Origin of the sequence: Bacillus sp. jun7 (assembly GCF_051034795.1) — a bacterium.
Classification (GTDB): Bacteria; Bacillota; Bacilli; order Bacillales; family Bacillaceae; genus Bacillus; species Bacillus velezensis.
This window is the reverse complement of the sequence record NZ_CP093219.1, coordinates 2,592,731-2,609,865: the sequence shown is the minus strand read 5'-3', so window position 1 is coordinate 2,609,865 and position 17,135 is coordinate 2,592,731. Positions and strand designations below refer to the sequence as shown.

The 17,135-nt window shown below is 49.2% G+C and carries 13 protein-coding genes; 7 read left to right on the top strand and 6 right to left on the bottom strand.

Annotated elements, in window-relative coordinates:
* Nucleotide 1 precedes the first annotated feature (1 nt).
* From celB to katX, 6 genes are all read left to right on the top strand, one after another.
* Nucleotides 2-1,321: a PTS cellobiose transporter subunit IIC gene (gene celB, locus MJQ52_RS12655; protein WP_369614490.1), complete on the top strand. Its 1,320-nt coding sequence runs from the start codon at nt 2-4 to the stop codon at nt 1,319-1,321.
* Nucleotides 1,322-1,350: 29 nt separating this feature from the next.
* Nucleotides 1,351-2,751 carry a glycoside hydrolase family 1 protein gene (locus MJQ52_RS12650; RefSeq protein ID WP_017418620.1) on the top strand — a complete coding sequence of 467 codons (1,401 nt, stop codon included), beginning with the start codon at nt 1,351-1,353 and terminating at the stop codon, nt 2,749-2,751.
* Between the two features lie 19 nt (nt 2,752-2,770).
* Nucleotides 2,771-3,652: an ROK family protein gene (locus tag MJQ52_RS12645; RefSeq protein ID WP_017418619.1), complete on the top strand. Its 882-nt coding sequence runs from the start codon at nt 2,771-2,773 to the stop codon at nt 3,650-3,652.
* Entirely contained in the window at nt 3,649-4,593 is a 945-nt protein-coding gene (gene manA, locus MJQ52_RS12640; RefSeq protein ID WP_017418618.1) for a mannose-6-phosphate isomerase, class I, read from the top strand. Before MJQ52_RS12645 ends, manA begins: the two co-directional genes overlap by 4 nt.
* A 19-nt stretch (nt 4,594-4,612) precedes the next feature.
* On the top strand, nt 4,613-5,695 hold the full coding sequence (locus tag MJQ52_RS12635) for a glycoside hydrolase family 26 protein (protein ID WP_260654530.1): 1,083 nt from the start codon (nt 4,613-4,615) through the stop codon (nt 5,693-5,695).
* A gap of 77 nt (nt 5,696-5,772) precedes the next feature.
* Complete coding sequence (gene katX / locus MJQ52_RS12630) at nt 5,773-7,386, top strand: catalase KatX (RefSeq protein ID WP_434181823.1); 1,614 nt, start codon at nt 5,773-5,775, stop codon at nt 7,384-7,386.
* A 39-nt stretch (nt 7,387-7,425) separates the two neighbouring features.
* On the opposite strand, the gene MJQ52_RS12625 is transcribed toward katX, so the two are convergent.
* The gene (locus MJQ52_RS12625) at nt 7,426-8,412 is read right to left on the bottom strand and encodes a choloylglycine hydrolase family protein (RefSeq protein ID WP_025853653.1); all 987 of its coding nucleotides are present in this window, start codon (nt 8,410-8,412) and stop codon (nt 7,426-7,428) included.
* A gap of 315 nt (nt 8,413-8,727) precedes the next feature.
* Between MJQ52_RS12625 and MJQ52_RS12620 the strand changes: the two genes are divergently transcribed.
* Nucleotides 8,728-10,086 carry a purine-cytosine permease family protein gene (locus MJQ52_RS12620; protein ID WP_014306090.1) on the top strand — a complete coding sequence of 453 codons (1,359 nt, stop codon included), beginning with the start codon at nt 8,728-8,730 and terminating at the stop codon, nt 10,084-10,086.
* 13 nt (nt 10,087-10,099) lie between these two features.
* Here MJQ52_RS12620 and MJQ52_RS12615 read toward each other — a convergent pair whose 3' ends face one another.
* From MJQ52_RS12615 to MJQ52_RS12595, 5 genes are all read right to left on the bottom strand, one after another.
* Nucleotides 10,100-10,930 carry an NAD(P)H-hydrate dehydratase gene (locus MJQ52_RS12615; protein WP_003150837.1) on the bottom strand — a complete coding sequence of 277 codons (831 nt, stop codon included), beginning with the start codon at nt 10,928-10,930 and terminating at the stop codon, nt 10,100-10,102.
* A gap of 90 nt (nt 10,931-11,020) precedes the next feature.
* Entirely contained in the window at nt 11,021-12,751 is a 1,731-nt protein-coding gene (gene cydC, locus MJQ52_RS12610; RefSeq protein ID WP_077723035.1) for a thiol reductant ABC exporter subunit CydC, read from the bottom strand.
* Nucleotides 12,748-14,451 carry a thiol reductant ABC exporter subunit CydD gene (gene cydD / locus MJQ52_RS12605; RefSeq protein ID WP_070082577.1) on the bottom strand — a complete coding sequence of 568 codons (1,704 nt, stop codon included), beginning with the start codon at nt 14,449-14,451 and terminating at the stop codon, nt 12,748-12,750. The genes cydC and cydD overlap by 4 nt, the downstream gene beginning before the upstream one ends.
* Nucleotides 14,451-15,467, bottom strand: a complete 1,017-nt coding sequence (gene cydB / locus MJQ52_RS12600; protein ID WP_003150830.1) for a cytochrome d ubiquinol oxidase subunit II — start codon at nt 15,465-15,467, stop codon at nt 14,451-14,453. Before cydB ends, cydD begins: the two co-directional genes overlap by 1 nt.
* Complete coding sequence (locus tag MJQ52_RS12595; RefSeq protein WP_003150828.1) at nt 15,451-16,857, bottom strand: cytochrome ubiquinol oxidase subunit I; 1,407 nt, start codon at nt 16,855-16,857, stop codon at nt 15,451-15,453. Before MJQ52_RS12595 ends, cydB begins: the two co-directional genes overlap by 17 nt.
* Between the last annotated feature and the right edge of the window lie 278 nt (nt 16,858-17,135).

The following is a 17,135-nucleotide window of genomic DNA, read 5'->3' as shown; positions in this document are numbered from 1 at the left end:
CGTGTTTGAGAAAATCAGCCAATTCCTTGTTCCGATCGCGGGCAAATTAAACAATAACCGCTACCTGCAAGTCTTACGGGATGCTTTTATGCTGGCGTTTCCGCTGACCATTTTCGGTTCGGTGTTCGTCGTGCTGACGAACCTGCCGTTTTTAAACAAAATCATGAGCAGCTCCGCCCTGTCTGTCTTTCAATCCGGATTTGGCGGCGCTTCGACGGCGACGATGGGGATTATGTCTATTTTTGTCGTCTTCGGGATCGGCTATTACCTTTCCAAAAGCTACGAAGTGGAGGCCGTATTCGGCGGAGCGATCGCATTGGTTTCTTTTCTGCTGCTCACCCCTTTCGTCTTAGAGCCGGAAACGGGCAAAGCGGTCGCAGGCGTCATTCCGGTTGACCGGCTTGGTGCAAAAGGGATGTTTCTCGGCATGATGACCGCTTTTTTGTCAGGTGAAATCTACAGAAGAATCGTCCAGAGAAACTTAACGATTAAGATGCCTGCCGGTGTTCCTCCGGCTGTTGCTAAATCGTTCGCCGCATTGATACCGGCTTTTATCACGCTTACCGTCTTCCTCTTGATCAATGCGGCTGTCACCCAGATTTTTCACACCAATCTGCATGATGTCATTTATCATACGGTTCAAGCCCCGCTTGTCGGACTTGGAAGCGGCATCATTCCTACATTAATCGCTGTTTTCTTTATTCAGATTTTATGGTTTTTCGGACTTCACGGACAGATCATTATCAATTCCGTGATGGACCCGATCTGGAATACATTACAGGTCGAAAATTTGGCTGCGTATACAGCGGGAAAAGAGATTCCCCATATTATTTCTAAGCCGTTTATGGAGATTTACACCGTCGGAATGGGCGGAACCGGAATGACATTGGCCATAGTGATCACCATCTTGCTTTTTATGAAAAGCAAACAGATGAAACAGATATCCAAACTCGGTCTCGCGCCAGGTATTTTCAACGTCAATGAGCCGGTTATTTTCGGTTTGCCGATCGTGATGAACCCGATCATTATCATTCCGTGGGTGATCGCGCCGATGGTTGTCACGCTCATCACCTATCTGGCCATGTCGGCGGGGATCGTGCCCCCTCCTACCGGCGTGACCGTGCCCTGGACCGTCCCCCTTTTCATTAACGGGATTATGGCGACCAATTCCGTCATGGGCGGCATTATGCAACTGGTCAACCTCTGTATTGTGTTTGTCATCTGGTTCCCGTTTCTTAAAGCGCTGGACAAATTAAATATGGCAAAGGAAAAAGAAGCCGAGACCGAGCAGCATGCCCGGGATGACAGCATGAGTATGTAATCAAAATCGCAGTAAGGGAGAGAAATCAATTGACTGATTCAAATATTCAATATCGTTTTCCGAAAGGATTCTGGTGGGGGTCTTCCGCCTCCGCCACCCAAACAGAAGGCGCCGCCGACAGAGACGGAAAAAGCCAAAACATATGGGATTACTGGTATGAAAAAGAGCCGAGCCGTTTTTTTAACGGCGTCGGCCCCGGCGACACGTCACGTTTTTACGATCAATACAAGGAGGATATCCGGCTGATGAAAGAAATCGGCCACAACTCCTTCCGGCTGTCTATTTCCTGGTCAAGATTGATTCCGGACGGAACTGGCGAGGTCAATCAGAAAGCGGTCGCGTTTTATCAGGACGTCATCGATGAAATGCTTGCCCATCGCATTGAGCCGTTTGTCAATTTGTTTCACTTTGACATGCCGCTCGCCCTTCAGCGTAAGGGGGGCTGGGTCAGCCGGAACACCGTTGACGCGTTTGAACATTACGCCAAAACATGCTTTTCGCTATTCGGTGACAAGGTGAAAAAATGGTTCACTCACAACGAGCCGATTGTGCCGATTGAAGGCGGCTACTTATACGACTTTCACTACCCGAATCACGTTAATTTTCAAGAAGCGGTGCAGGCCGGCTTCCATACCCTGCTGTCGAATGCAAGGGCTGTCAAAGCCTACAGAGAATTGAAACAGGACGGACAAATCGGAATCATTCTGAATCTGACGCCTTCTTATCCGAGAAGCTCACATCCTGAAGATCTGAAAGCGTCCCGGATTGCCGACGCCTTTTTCAACCGCTCATTTTTAGATCCCGCCGTAAGGGGCGAATTTCCTGAGGAGCTTGTCGAGATTCTCAAGGCGGAAGGCTTTCTGCCGCATTATGAGAAAGAAGATCTCCGCCTCATTCAGGAGCATACGGTTGACCTCTTAGGCGTGAACTACTACCAGCCGAGGCGCGTCAAGGCAAAAGAACATGTTCCGAATCCGCATGCCCCTTTCCTGCCCGAGCGTTTCTTCGATCCGTATGTCATGCCCGGCCGGAAAATGAACCCTCACCGCGGGTGGGAAATTTACGAAAAAGGAATCTATGACATTCTCACCAATCTCAGAGAACATTACGGAAATATCGAATGTTTTATTTCCGAGAACGGCATGGGAGTTGAAGGCGAGGAACGCTTCCGCGATGAAAACGGCATCATTCAGGATGATTACAGGATTGAATTTATCCAGGAACATCTCAAATGGGTGCATCGGGCCATCGGAGAAGGTTCAAATGTAAAAGGCTATCATCTTTGGACTTTCATGGACAACTGGTCTTGGACAAATGCTTATAAAAACCGCTATGGCTTTGTATCTGTCAATCTGGAAAACGGGGGCGAACGGACCGTCAAAAAAAGCGGCCGCTGGTTCAAAGCCGTTTCCGATCAAAACGGATTTTAACAGATGAGGAGGTACGGCCATGCTTGGAGGTATTGAAGCCGGCGGCACGAAATTTGTCTGTGCCGCCGGACAAAAAGACGGAACCATTCTGGACAGAGCGGAGTTTCCGACGGGAGAACCGGATGACACACTCAGACAGGTCATCCGTTACTTTAAAGATTTCCCGATAGAAGCCATCGGCATCGGGTCGTTCGGACCGATTGACATCCGCCCCGACAGTCAAACATACGGGTGCATCACCGCGACGCCGAAGACAGCCTGGCGGAACTGCCCTATTCTTCAAACGATCAAAAGCGCTCTGGATATTCCCGCAGGCTTCACCACCGACGTTAATGCGGCGGCGCTCGGAGAAGCTTCTTTCGGCGCGGCCAAAAACGCGGACAGCTGCCTCTATTTGACGGTCGGCACTGGCATCGGAGCGGGCGCCATCATGAACGGCAGATTTGTTCAAGGGCTGTCTCATCCTGAAATGGGCCACATTTATGTCAGAAGACACCCGGACGACGGCTACAAAGGCAATTGTCCTTACCATACAGATTGCCTGGAAGGCCTCGCGGCAGGCCCCGCCATTGAGAAACGCTGGGGGAAAAAAGCATATCTGCTGGCGGATCAGCAGGAAGTGTGGGAGCTTGAGGGCTTTTATATTGCTGAAGCGCTTGTGCAGTATATTCTCATACTTTCGCCGGAAAAGATCATTCTCGGCGGGGGCGTCATGAAGCAGCATCAGCTGTTCTCTTCTATCCGTCAGCACGTGAAAAAGCGGCTGAATCAATATATTGATCTGCCCGACATTGAACACTTCATCGTTCCCCCTCAATTAGGGATTCACTCCGGCGCTGCCGGTTCGCTCGTATTGGCGGAGCGCGCATTAGAGACGGCAAACCGGGAGGCGGGAAAATGACGAAACTCTTATTTTTGGAACCGGTTTTTAAAGAAAGATTATGGGGCGGGACGAAGCTGCGCGATACATTCGGGTATGAGATTCCTTCTGAGCGGACGGGAGAGTGCTGGGCGATTTCAGCTCATCCGCACGGTACATCCATCGTGCGGAACGGGCCTTTTTCCGGAACATCATTACATCGTCTCTGGAATGAACACCCTGACCTGTTCGGACATCCGAAAGGAGACGCCTTTCCCCTGCTCACAAAAATTCTTGACGCAAATATGGACTTATCCGTACAGGTTCATCCGGATGACGCATATGCACATCGGCATGAAAACGGAGAACTCGGAAAAACGGAATGCTGGTACATATTGGACTGCAAAAAAGAGGCGGAGCTCATTTTAGGGCACCGCGCCCAAACGAGAGAAGACTTCGTTCGGCACATTGAACGAAACGAGTGGGATCACCTGCTCCGCCGCATCCCCATTAAGCCCGGCGACTTTTTCTATGTCCCGAGCGGCACACTGCACGCTTTATGTGAAGGTACGCTCGTTCTTGAAATCCAGCAAAGCTCTGATGCCACCTACCGGCTTTACGACTATGACCGGACGGATGGGAACGGGAATAAACGCGAGCTTCATCTTCAGAAAGCAATTGACGTAACAAGTATTCCGCATACCGATGAAAATGTAAAAAGCACAAAGCATCGGATCGGAAATGCTCTTATTACAACACTTGCCGAAACACCTTTCTTTTCAGTTTATCAATGGGATGTGAGCGGGAAAGCATCATTCCCCGCACCCGGCCGGTATTTACTCGCAAGCGTCATTAAAGGACGCGGAGAACTGGATGGATGCCCCATTCACAAAGGCGATCACTTTATCGTGCCGGCGGATTCCGGAAATTTTGTTATAGAAGGAGATTGTGAGGTTATCGTTTCACATCCTTCATCATCCTAAAAATCAGGAGGTCTTTTATATGCTCAAAAAGTTAGCAGTCTGCCTGTCTATCGTTTTATTACTCTTAGGAGCCGCCAGTCCGATATCGGCTCACACCGTTTATCCCGTAAACCCAAATGCCCAGCAGACGACAAAAGATATCATGAACTGGCTGGCGCACCTGCCCAACCGTTCAGAAAACAGGGTCATGTCCGGTACGTTCGGCGGGTACAGCGATGTCACTTTTTCAATGACAGAGGAAAACCGCTTGAAAAACGCGACGGGACAGTCTCCCGCCATCTACGGCTGTGACTATGGGAGAGGATGGCTGGAAACAGCGGATATCACCGATACTATCGATTACAGCTGCAACAGCAGCTTGATCTCATACTGGAAAAGCGGCGGCCTCCCTCAGGTCAGCCTGCATCTCGCAAATCCGGCTTTTCCATCCGGAAACTATAAAACGGCCATCTCAAACAGCCAGTACAAAAACATCCTGGACCCTTCAACTGTTGAAGGAAAACGGCTTGAGGCGCTGCTCAGCAAAATCGCCGACGGCCTTACTCAGCTGAAAAATCAAGGCGTCACCGTTCTGTTCAGGCCGCTTCACGAAATGAACGGCGAGTGGTTCTGGTGGGGGCTGACAGGCTACAACCAAAAAGACACGGAAAGAATCTCGCTGTACAAAGAGCTTTACAAGAAGATATACCGCTATATGACAGAGACAAGAGGATTGGATAACCTTTTGTGGGTGTATTCGCCGGATGCCAACAGAGACTTTAAAACAGACTTCTACCCAGGCTCATCTTATGTGGATATTACCGGTCTGGACGCTTACTTCACTGATCCGTATGCGATATCAGGCTATGATGAAATGCTGTCTCTGAAAAAACCGTTTGCCTTTGCCGAAACCGGTCCGTCCGGCAATATCGGAAGCTTTGATTATGCTGCTTTTATCAATGCGATCAGGCAAAAATACCCCGAGACCATATACTTTTTGACATGGGATGAACAATTAAGTCCGGCGGCCAATCAAGGCGCGCAAAGCCTTTATCAAAACAGCTGGACGCTGAACAAGGGCGAAATATGGAACGACGGGTCCTTGACGCCGATCGCGGAATAACCGCTTCTTTTGAAAATCGGTTTTAAAAAACGGCTCTGCTGGGCATATTGTTACCGTTCAAAAAGGAGGGTTCAACAATGGAAAATAACAAAAACAGCGAAGAAACGCTTTCCAGTAAGACGACCGGTAAAGGCGAGTCAGAAGACACGCTGACAAACCGGCAGGGCCATCCGGTCACTGACAACCAGAATGTCAGGACAGTCGGCAATAGAGGACCGACGACATTGGAGAATTATGATTTTTTGGAGAAAATCAGCCACTTTGACCGCGAACGGATTCCCGAGCGCGTCGTACACGCGCGCGGCGCCGGCGCACACGGATACTTTGAGGCGTACGGAAGTTTTGGAGACGAGGAGATTTCTAAATACACAAGAGCGAAAGTGTTTCAAAAGAAAGGAACGAAAACTCCGGCGTTTGTGCGGTTTTCTACCGTCAACCACGGAAAGCATTCCCCGGAAACATTGCGTGATCCCCGGGGTTTTGCCGTTAAGCTTTATACCGAAGACGGCAACTGGGATCTGGTCGGCAACAACTTGAAAATCTTTTTTATCCGTGATCCGCTGAAGTTCCCGGATCTTGTGCACGCATTTCAGCCTGATCCCGTTACGAACATTCAGGACGGCGAGCGTATTTTCGACTTCATTTCCCAATCACCCGAAGCGACTCATATGATCACTTTCTTGTTTTCGCCGTGGGGCATCCCGGCCAACTACCGGCAGATGCAGGGCTCAGGCGTCCATGCCTACAAATGGGTCAATGAAGAAGGAAAAGCCGTGCTCGTCAAATATCACTTTGAACCGAAACAAGGCATCCGCAACCTGACACAGAAGGAAGCGGAAGAGATTCAGGGGAAAAACTTTAACCATGCGACACAGGATTTGTATGAAGCGATTGAAAAAGGCGATTACCCTGAATGGGAAGTGTATGCGCAAATCATGACTGATGACGAACACCCCGAGCTGGATTTTGATCCGCTTGATCCGACCAAGCTGTGGTATAAAGACGATTTTCCTTGGAAGCCGATCGGTAAATTGGTTCTGAACAAAAACCCGGAAAACTACCATGCCGAGGTGGAACAGGCCTCATTCGGAACGGGCGTGCTTGTGGACGGCCTTGATTTTTCAGATGACAAATTACTTCAGGGGCGGACATTCGCCTATTCAGATACCCAGCGGTACCGGGTCGGCGCAAATTACCTGCAGCTTCCGATCAACTCGCCGAAAAAGCATGTCGCCACCAACCAGGAAGGCGGGCAAATGCAGTATCGGGTCGATCGGGCAGAAGGACAAAACCCGCACGTCAACTATGAGCCATCCATTATGGGCGGGCTGAAGGAAGCGAAGCAGGACGGAAAAGACCATACACCTCATGTCGAAGGCGATGTGAAGCGGGAAGCGATCGACCGGTCGAATAATTTCGGCCAGGCCGGAGAAACATACCGCAGATTTTCGGAATTTGAACGGAACGAATTGATCACAAACCTGGTCAATACGCTTTCTTCCTGCCGGAAAGACATTCAGGATCAAATGATTGAGAATTTCACAAAAGCAGATCCGGACTACGGAAAACGTGTTGCGGAAGGGCTGAAAAAAGCCTCCGAAAGCAGCAGCGGCGGGCCGATCGGCACTACTGATACGGCACAAGCCGCAAAACAGGCTGAACAGGAAAGCCATCCGTCTGATCCGTATTAAATAAAAAAACAGGACAATCGCGTCCTGTTTTTTTTTGAGCTAATTCAGCTCCTGTATATTCTGCTCCGCCGCGGCCGCAAATACTTTCGGCTCCGGACGGTCAAGATCTTCATGGAATAAACTTACTTTGTGAATCTGCCGGTTGTCGTACAGATGAAAGTAGTAGTTTCCGGTGTCACAGCACATGACCGACGTATACTGCGTATAATCAATTTCATTCTCCTCTGTGATCACCGCGCCTTTTGGAATATTCACATTGGACAGCACGTGAAAAGCGGCCGTAACGCCATCCGTTTCATGGGCGGCAGGCTCTAAATGCTCTTTCAGATAAGCGGCTCTGATGAACCGGGATGGCGGCGTGTAATCACCGGGAAGGCCGATCGTTCCAGATCCTTGGCCGAAAGCGGTTAATGTCATTCCGCCCAATGTTTTGCTTTCTGACTGCTGCGGCCTGATTCCGATATAATGGCGCAGATTGGTCACATGCCAAGGAAATTCCGGACTGTTGGTCATCACTCCGGGTTTGTTGTCATATACTTTCATTCCCTCCGGTGTCGGCTCGATGACAATGCAGCTGCCCGTGCGGTCTGATAAAATCCAATGAAGAGGCAGCACCGTATCCAATAACATTAACTTCTTCTCTACAATCGTCAGCATTGAGAGCTTTTCCTTTATGTCTTCAAGAGAGTCACAGTTTGATAAGGCCCAGGTGACAAACTCATGAGGAGCGATGTGACAGGTGCCCTCCCGTTCCGCTTTCTCGTATCCCGCAAAGCCCGGAAAATACAGCGTCGCACACGACAGCCCTTTTTCATTTACACCGTCGGCAAACAGAACATTGCCGAGATTTCTCCCCATGCCGATAAATGCGTATTTCGTCTTATGCATCCTGCCGTCAGCTTCGCTTTTCCAGCTGTACTGACGAGGGTAAAGCACGACGTCCGTACCGAGCTGAAATGCAAAATCCATCGTTCGCGCCAATAGGTGATTACCGTCTGTCGTTTTCAATGTAAGACTTGTACACATATCATCAATCCCCTTTTCATTAATGAAATTTACACAAAGTAAACTATTCTTTCAGCTTAACGAATAATGGTTCCATTCGTCAAAAGATTGACACATTTCTCCTTCATACATATTAGTCAGTAAGCGTATCCATGCCTTTTAAACCCTGGCAAATCGTTTTGGCGGCAGTGTTTGTACCGTTTTTCAAAAAAACTTTGAACGGCTGTCAGCGAGGCTTTACAATGTTTTTCCTGCATGCTGGAATTTGTAAACGGCAGGTCAATCTGTTAAGCTATGTCTTTATGTTAAAGAAGAACATACGGAGGAGATTATCTATTGAAAGTAGAAAGGCGAACGATTGAACATATTCCGCATGACGAAAGACACGGAAAGGCCAAAGATTTATTCCCCGTCTGGTTCGGGGCTAATATGCATATTACGACGTTAGTCACAGGCACACTGCCTGTTACAATGGGACTCGATCTCTTTTGGAGTATCGCCGCCATTATAATCGGAACCTTTATCGGCGCAATCTTTATGGCGTCTCATTCCGCACAAGGACCTCAGCTCGGAATTCCGCAAATGATTCAAAGCCGCGCGCAATTCGGCGTGATCGGAGCGATTCTGCCCCTCTTTTTGGTCATGTTTATCTACCTGGGCTTCTTTGCGAGCAGTACGATTCTCGCAGCCGGTACACTGAGCAGCTTTGTCCCGATTCCGGCTTCATGGTGTATTATCGGCTTAAGCGCCATCTGTTTTTTACTCACGATCTACGGTCATGATCTGATTCACAAAATGCAGAAAATCCTCTCTTGGACCTCCTTTGCCGTTTTTTTTGCTGCAACAATTCTTATTTTTCAACTGCCGATTCCTTCAGGAAGCTGGGTGCCCGGCTCATTAGATCTGCCTGTTTTTCTAGTGGCGGTCAGCGCGGTGGCCACATGGCAGCTGGCATACGCGCCATATGTCGCAGATTATTCCCGTTATCTGCCGGTCAAAACACCGGCATCGCATACTTTTTGGTACAGCTATGCAGGTACGTCAGTCAGTTCCATCTGGATGATGCTTCTCGGCGCCATTTTGACGACGGCGCTCCCGGAATTTACCGCTAATGCGGGAAATGAGATTGTCCGATTGTTCGGTCCGTTTTCCTTTATTATGCTGATCATCGTCCTGTTCGGGCAAATGGCGATCAACGTCTTTAATTTATACGGAGCCTTTATGTCAACCACGACTACCTTGGAGCCGTTTTTAAAACTGAAGGTGACGCCGAAAACGAGAGTGGTAATGATCCTTTGTGTGACGGCAGCGGGTACTGTATTAAGTCTCTTGGGCCAAAGCAATTTCATGGAACTGTTTTTAAATTTCATCTTTTTCATCAGTTATTTCTTAATTCCATGGACGGCGATCAACCTCGTGGATTACTATTTTATCCGCCGCGGAAAATACCACGTCAAATCGATGTTTGACGTCAACGGGCAATACGGCAGGGTCAATTGGATTACAGCGGCCGCCTTCGTTTTGTCGATTATATTAGAAATCCCGTTCATCAATACCTCCTTTTACATCGGGCCGCTCGCTGAAATATTCGGCGGAGGCGACATTGCCTGGGTCATCGGCCTGGCCGTTCCGTCGCTGCTGTATTATGTCCTGATGAAATCAAGGTTAAAACAAAAAGAGGCGCCTTCCCTATGAAGACGCCTTTTCTTTATTCATATTCCTTCCATACACGCGGCAGCAGTTCAGAAAGTTCGTGCGCCAATAAGGTATGGGCGGAGCGCTCTTTCGTCCATAATTCCGCACATTCGCCGTGAAGGCGGACGGCGTTCAATACGGCATGCTTCGGGTCTTGATGACAGCACAGCATGCCGAGAATCATTCCCGTCAGCGTGTCGCCGGTCCCGCCTTTTGCAAGCGCGCCGTTTCCGGTTGTATTCCTGCGGCATTCCCCGTCGGGAAAAGCGATAATGGTTTCGTTTCCTTTCAGGACAATCGTGACATGAAGCCGCTCCGCCCATTCCGCGGCATATTCCGCTCTGTTCTGCTGAATCTCTTGAATCGGAAGGCCTGTCATTCTGGAAAATTCGCCGGGATGAGGCGTCAAGATCACGGGAGCTTTCCTCTTCGGATAGGTTCTTTTCGTAATGGCGCCCGCATCCAGTATGACGGGATAATCGCCAGAAAGCAGCTGATCAGCCGCCTGCTGCACTTCGTCTGTTTGGGGAAGGCCCGGCCCGATGGCAGCGGCCCGGATGGTTTCCCCGGGCTGGCCCGCCGCGGCTTTTTTCCACCCGTCCCGCCAGTACGTGGCTTCCGGCAGCACCGGGACGATAAGCGGAATGACGCCTGCCGATGTACCGATGACGAGCTTGCCGACACCGCTTCTCATCGCACCCAATCCGGCCAGAAGGGCGGCTCCCGGCATGTCATCGCTCCCGGCCAGCAATAGCGCCGTCCCGAACGTTCCTTTATGGCTGTCTGCCTCCCGTTTCGGCAGCGTATCTTTCACATCCTGTTCCGTCCAATCCATTATATTCATCTCTGTACCTCCTCTTCTGTCTCCTATTTATATTCCAAACAAGAAGAGATTTTAAACCGCACAAAAAAACAGCCGCTCGTTTGCGGCTGTTTATGTTCTGATCGGAACATCAAGACGGTAAAGCTTCCGGTACCGTTCGTTTTCTGCAAGCAGCTCTTGATGGGTTCCTTCCATTTCTGCTTTTCCATTTTCTAAAAAGACGATTTTATCAGCTGTTTCCACACCCGCTAAATGGTGTGTAATCCAGAGGATCGTTTTCTCTTTAAAAACATCAAAAATCGTATCAAGCAATTCACGTTCAGTGACCGCATCAAGGCCGACCGTCGGTTCATCAAGGATAATGACCGGCGTATCTTGGAGCAGAATACGGGCAAGCGCGATCCGCTGCCGTTCCCCGCCTGAAAAACGAATCCCCGTCTCCTGCACGGACGTTTCATATCCGTCAGGCAGTGATTCAATATAATCATGCAGCTTCACTTGCCGAGCCGCACGCTTAACATCTTCATCACTCGCCTTGCCGTTTCCGAGCCGGATATTGTTCATAATGCTCGTGTTAAAGAGATGAGGTTTCTGATTCAAAACGGCCACCGCTGAGGAAATCTGCTCCTGCACGGCCGCAGTTTCCAGCCCGTTCAGCATCACCTTGCCCGAATCGGGAACTAAGGCGCCTTCAATTAAAGCGAGAGAGGTCGACTTACCGGAGCCGCTCCTGCCGAGCAGCGCCATTTTTTCCCCCTGGCGGAGAGTGAAGGAAAAACGGTCAAGCACATGACTGTGCTGATCATAAGAAAACGTCACGTTATCAAATGTAAGTGTCACATCGGATACATCCAGTTTCTCATCGGTCTGCTTCACCTCACGACTTCGCAGCTCCGGAGCCGCCTTACTCATTCTTTTGATGGAATCTTGATAAGAAGGCACTTCCGTCAGCGCATCCGAAAGGGGCAGAAACGCCTCCGTCAATGGAAATACGACAAGCACAAAGGCCGCGATCATCGTGTTGGCGATGCTGCCGTCCGCATACTGACCCGCCGTCCAGAACAGCATGATTAATATGAAACCGCCGACGAGGCATTGCGCGGCGAGATCACGCCATCTCGTAAACCGCTGACGTTTGCTTTCAAGGTCAAACCATGCCTTCTCTTTCTCTTCATAAGAGGAAATAAAGGCCGCCTGTCGTCCCGAGAACATCCAGTCGCTCACGCCGAGCACGGCATCTGTCAGCCGGCTGTAGAGCGTATTCCGGCCGCTTTTCAGCCTTATGTTTTTCGCTCTCGTCACAAGAAGCGACACAACCGGAAACAATACAACCAATATAAACAGGTAAATCGCCGCAAAAGCGGCAAACGGCCAGGAAAAAAAGCCGAGTCCGATAACGGATGCCGCATACAGCAGCAAAGCGGAAACCGCCGGGAAAATCGTTTTTAAAAACGCATCCTGCAAATGCTCAATATCCTCAGCCAAAATGCCGAGCATGTCGCCCGTCCGAAAACGGGATGAAAGCATGAGCGAGGCCGGCTCCAGCATATTGTAAAGCCGCACCCTCATGTCGGACACGATTTTCAAAATGATATGGTGTCCCGTCAGACGCTCGGCGTACCGTGAGACTGAACGGGCAATCCCGAACGTCCGCACGGCCACAATCGGAACGTACACCAGCAGGATATTCTCAGGCCTTGTCGCCGACTTAGAGATCAAAAAACCGGAAGTGAACATGAGAAAGGCCGCCGAAAAAATCGTCACCGCGCCTAAAAAAATCACAAGAACAAACAAACGGGCATTTTGCTTTATATACGGCAGAATCCATTCTTCTTTTCTCATGTTCTTTCCCCCAGTTGCGCCTTTACAAGTTTGGCGTATACGCCTTGTTTCGCCATCAATTCGTCGTGGGTGCCGATTTCCGCCACCGCGCCGTCATCAAGCACGATAATTTCGTCCATCTCAAGCATCCAGTGAAGACGGTGAGTGGCCAGAAAGACAAGTTTGTTTTCAAACAGGTCTTTCATCGTTTCTTTTATTTCATATTCTGTTTCAATATCAAGGTGAGCGGTCGGCTCATCCAAAAGGAGAATCGGCCGGTTTCCTAAAAAGGCTCTGGCCAGCGCGACACGCTGAGCCTGCCCTCCGCTGAGCGCCCGTCCGCCCTCGCCGATCCGGCCGTCAAGGCCGCCGGGCAGATCGCGGATCAGTCCGGAAAGACCCGCTGAATCAGCAGCGCGCGCCGTTTCCTCACGGGAAGCATCAGGATGATAAAACCGGATATTATTCATAAGCGTGTCATCAAAAATGTACGGATGCTGCGGAATATAAAGCAGCTGCTTCTGCCAGCCGTCCGACTGAAGATGCGAGCGGGATTCACCGTTTACCTTGATCTCACCGGACGCAGGCTCTAAAAAGCCGCCCAGCACATCAATGAGTGTCGATTTTCCCGCACCGCTTTCCCCGATAATCCCGATTTTCTTCTTCCCTTTAAAGGACAGATGAAATTCAGACATCGATTCTCGGACGGACAAACGCGCAAGCTGTAATTCATCCCCGTCAGTCCACGTATCAAGTTCGAGCGGCTTTTCTTCTTTAAAACCGGGCTGCGCCAAAATCGCTTGAATGGTTTTCCCCGCCTCCTGCCCGTTTAACGTCGCGTGGTAATCATTTCCCACTTCGCGGACCGGGAGAAAATATTCAGGCGCGAGAATCAGCGCTGTCAATGCCGGACCGAGCAGAATTTGTCCGTCTATCAGCCGCAGGCCGAGAAACACCGCCACTGTCGCCACCGACAGCATCGTAAAGAAATCCAGGGCGAATGATGATAAAAACGCGACCCGGAGCGTGCTCATCGTCGCCTTGCGGTATCTCTCACTGACATGAAAGATGTTTTTACTGTGTGATCTGCTTAATCCTAAAAACCGCAATGTCTCCAGTCCGCGGAGCGAATCCACGAAATGATTGGAAAGCGTCTGATAGGACTTCCATTGGCGATCGGCTTTTTTCTGTGCGACAAGTCCGAGCAGAATCATAAATACAATCAAAATCGGAAGCGCAAGAATCAGAATCAAAGCCGATGTTTTATCCTGAAAAAACACGTAAATAACAACGGCCGCCGGCACAATCGCCATGCTGACCATTTTCGGCAGAAACAGCTCTAAATAACGGCGGAACTGGCTGATGCCTTCCATCGCCAGCGTCACCATCCGGCCTGTCCCCTCTTTTTTCGCAAAGCGGGGGCCGAGACGGAACAATTGCTCAAGAAATCTTTTTCTTAAGTCTGCGCCGGTTTGCGCGGCATATTGGTATACGATTTTCTGCCGGACCGCTGTTACCGCATGCCGGACCAAAAACGCAAGCAGGAAAAAGCCGATAACCGGATAAAGAGAAGCAATCCGCTTCCCGTTAAATAATCCGGTTACCGCCTGGCTCAGCCATTCCGCCTGCAAGATGATGGCGGCCGTTTGTATAATCGTTAATCCCGTAATGATCGCAAGAATCCGCTTCATTCCTTTATAAAGAAACAGGTCTTTTCCCATTAATAAGTCATAGGCTCCTTATGGCTGACGCGTTTCCGGAAGACATAATAGCTCCAGATCTGACTGCCGATGACAAACGGCAGCAGAGTCAGTGCGGCAATTGTCATGACTTTAAGTGAATAATCACCGGATGACGCGTTAGCTACTGTTAAGTCATACGCGCTTTTCAGCGAGCTGACCATGACGCGCGGGAACAGAGAGATAAAAATCATCGCAACTGTCAAAGCAAGACCCGCGCCGGTCATACCGAATGCCCAGCCGTCTTTTTTCTTGCTCATGAACACAACAGCAAGAACGTTGCAGATGACAATCAGCACGAATACCGGAATCGTGATGTTTGCCCGGCGTGTAAACATATCCGTATCGTATGCAGACATTGCAAAGAAAGCAAGTACAACAAGAAAGATAACACCGATTACGCGTTTTGCCATTTTTCTCGCACGCTCTTGTAAATCACCGATCGTGCGCAGTGTGACAAACATTAAACCGTGCAGGAATGAAAGAAGGGTGACGGCTGCTCCGCCAAGGACGGAATACACGTTCACAATATCTGAGAAACCCGCATGCATATTCATATGGCCGTCAATCGGCATGCCGCGGAACAAGCTTGTGAAGATAAGGCCGAATACAAACGGCGGGATAAGGCTGCCGAAGAAAATCACCCAGTCCCATGTTTTGACCCATTTTAAATGATTCACTTTTCCGCGGAATTCAAACGCCACCCCGCGGCCCATTAAAGCAAGAAGGATGATGATAAACGGAATATAATATCCGCTCAGCATCGTCGCATACCAGTTCGGGAATGCCGCGAAGATCGCTCCCGTACCTGTCAGCAGCCATACCTCATTCGCATCCCAGAACGGGCCGATGGTGTTAATCAGCACTCTGCGTTCTAATTCATTATGGCCAAGAAATCGGGTCGAAATGCCGACACCGAAATCAAAACCTTCTAAAAAGAAAAATCCGACAAACAAAACTGAAACGAGTACAAACCAAAGATCATGAAGTGACCCCATGGTAGACCTCCTGACTGAACGGATCCGTTGATACAGGAACATCCTTGTGATCATCATGGTCCGCACCTTTTTTAATTTCACGAACGAATAGGAAAACAAGCAGCGCGCCTAAAATCAAGTACATGACGCCGAAACCGATAATTGAAAACAGCAGAGATCCCGTCGTTACGTTAGGCGAAACGGATTGTGCGGTTGTCATTTGCCCCATAACCGTCCACGGCTGGCGGCCGATTTCAGTCATAATCCATCCGGCAGAGTTCGCAATGAACGGGAATGCGATCAGTGCGATCATGCCCCGTAAATACCACTTGCTCGTATGAAGCTTTTTGCGGCGGTTCAGAATAAAGCCTGCAATCGCGGCAAAAATCATAAGCGCGCCCGCTCCCGCCATAATGCGGAAACTCCAGAACGTCGTTTTGACAGGCGGGATATAGTCGCCTTTTCCGTACGTTTTTTCATATTCTTTTTGAAGTGTTTTCATCCCTTTCACACTGCCGCTGAACTTCTGGTAAGCCAAGTAGCTGAGTGCGTAAGGAATTGAAATTTCTGATGTGTTTTTTTCTTTATTCGTATCAATATTCGCAAAAGCCGTCCACGCGGCAGGATCACCGCTGTCATCCCAAAGCGCTTCACTGGCGGCCATTTTCATCGGCTGCGATTCCATTAAATGCTCAGCCTGCATGTGTCCGCTGAACGCAACGCCGATACCGGCGATCAGACCGACAATCATCGAAAGCTTGAAAGATTTATGGAAGAAAGGCACTTCTTTTTTCTTCAATAATTTAAATGCGCTGACACCGGCGATAAAGAAAGCACCCGTCGCAAGCGCTCCGAAAATGACGTGAGGGAATTCAACCCAAAGCTGAGGGTTTGTCAAAAGCGCTCCGAAGTCATTCATTTCCGCGCGGCCGTTTTTAATCGTAAAGCCGACCGGCTCCTGCATGAATGAGTTTGCCGTCAAAATCCAGAAAGATGACATAATCGTTCCGAAGGATACAAGCCAAATGCAAAGCAAATGCACTTTTTTAGATAAACGGTCCCAGCCGAAAATCCATAATCCGATAAAAATAGACTCCATAAAAAACGCCAAAAGCGCTTCAATCGCAAGCGGAGCCCCAAATACGTCCCCGACAAAACGGGAATAATCAGACCAGTTCAATCCGAACTGGAATTCCTGAAGAATCCCTGTGACGACGCCGACAGCAAAGTTAATTAAAAAGAGATGCCCCCAAAATTTAGCCATTTTGAGATAGGCCTCTTGTTTTTTGACAACATAAAGCGTCTCCATCAAAGCAACCATAAACACAAGCCCGATAGACATAGGCACAAACAAGAAGTGAAACAATGTTGTAGATGCAAATTGAATGCGGGCTAATACCAACTCACTCATGATGTTTTTCCTCCAATCTGGTAAATTGCTCAACATTTCACAAACATAGTGAAATCATTGCTCGGTATTTCACAAAAAATGATATATTTGCTCAATGTTTCACAAATTCGTCAAAACTATTGAAATATCAGCCTGTACACCCTGGGGGACAGCGGCTGTCATAGAAATGATTCAATATCATTACTTTACAACGATTCAGCCCAAAAAAAAAGATCAATATACCTAAAATCAGGCTGAAATTGTGACTGATTATTGTCGGATTTGTAGAGATTTTATGT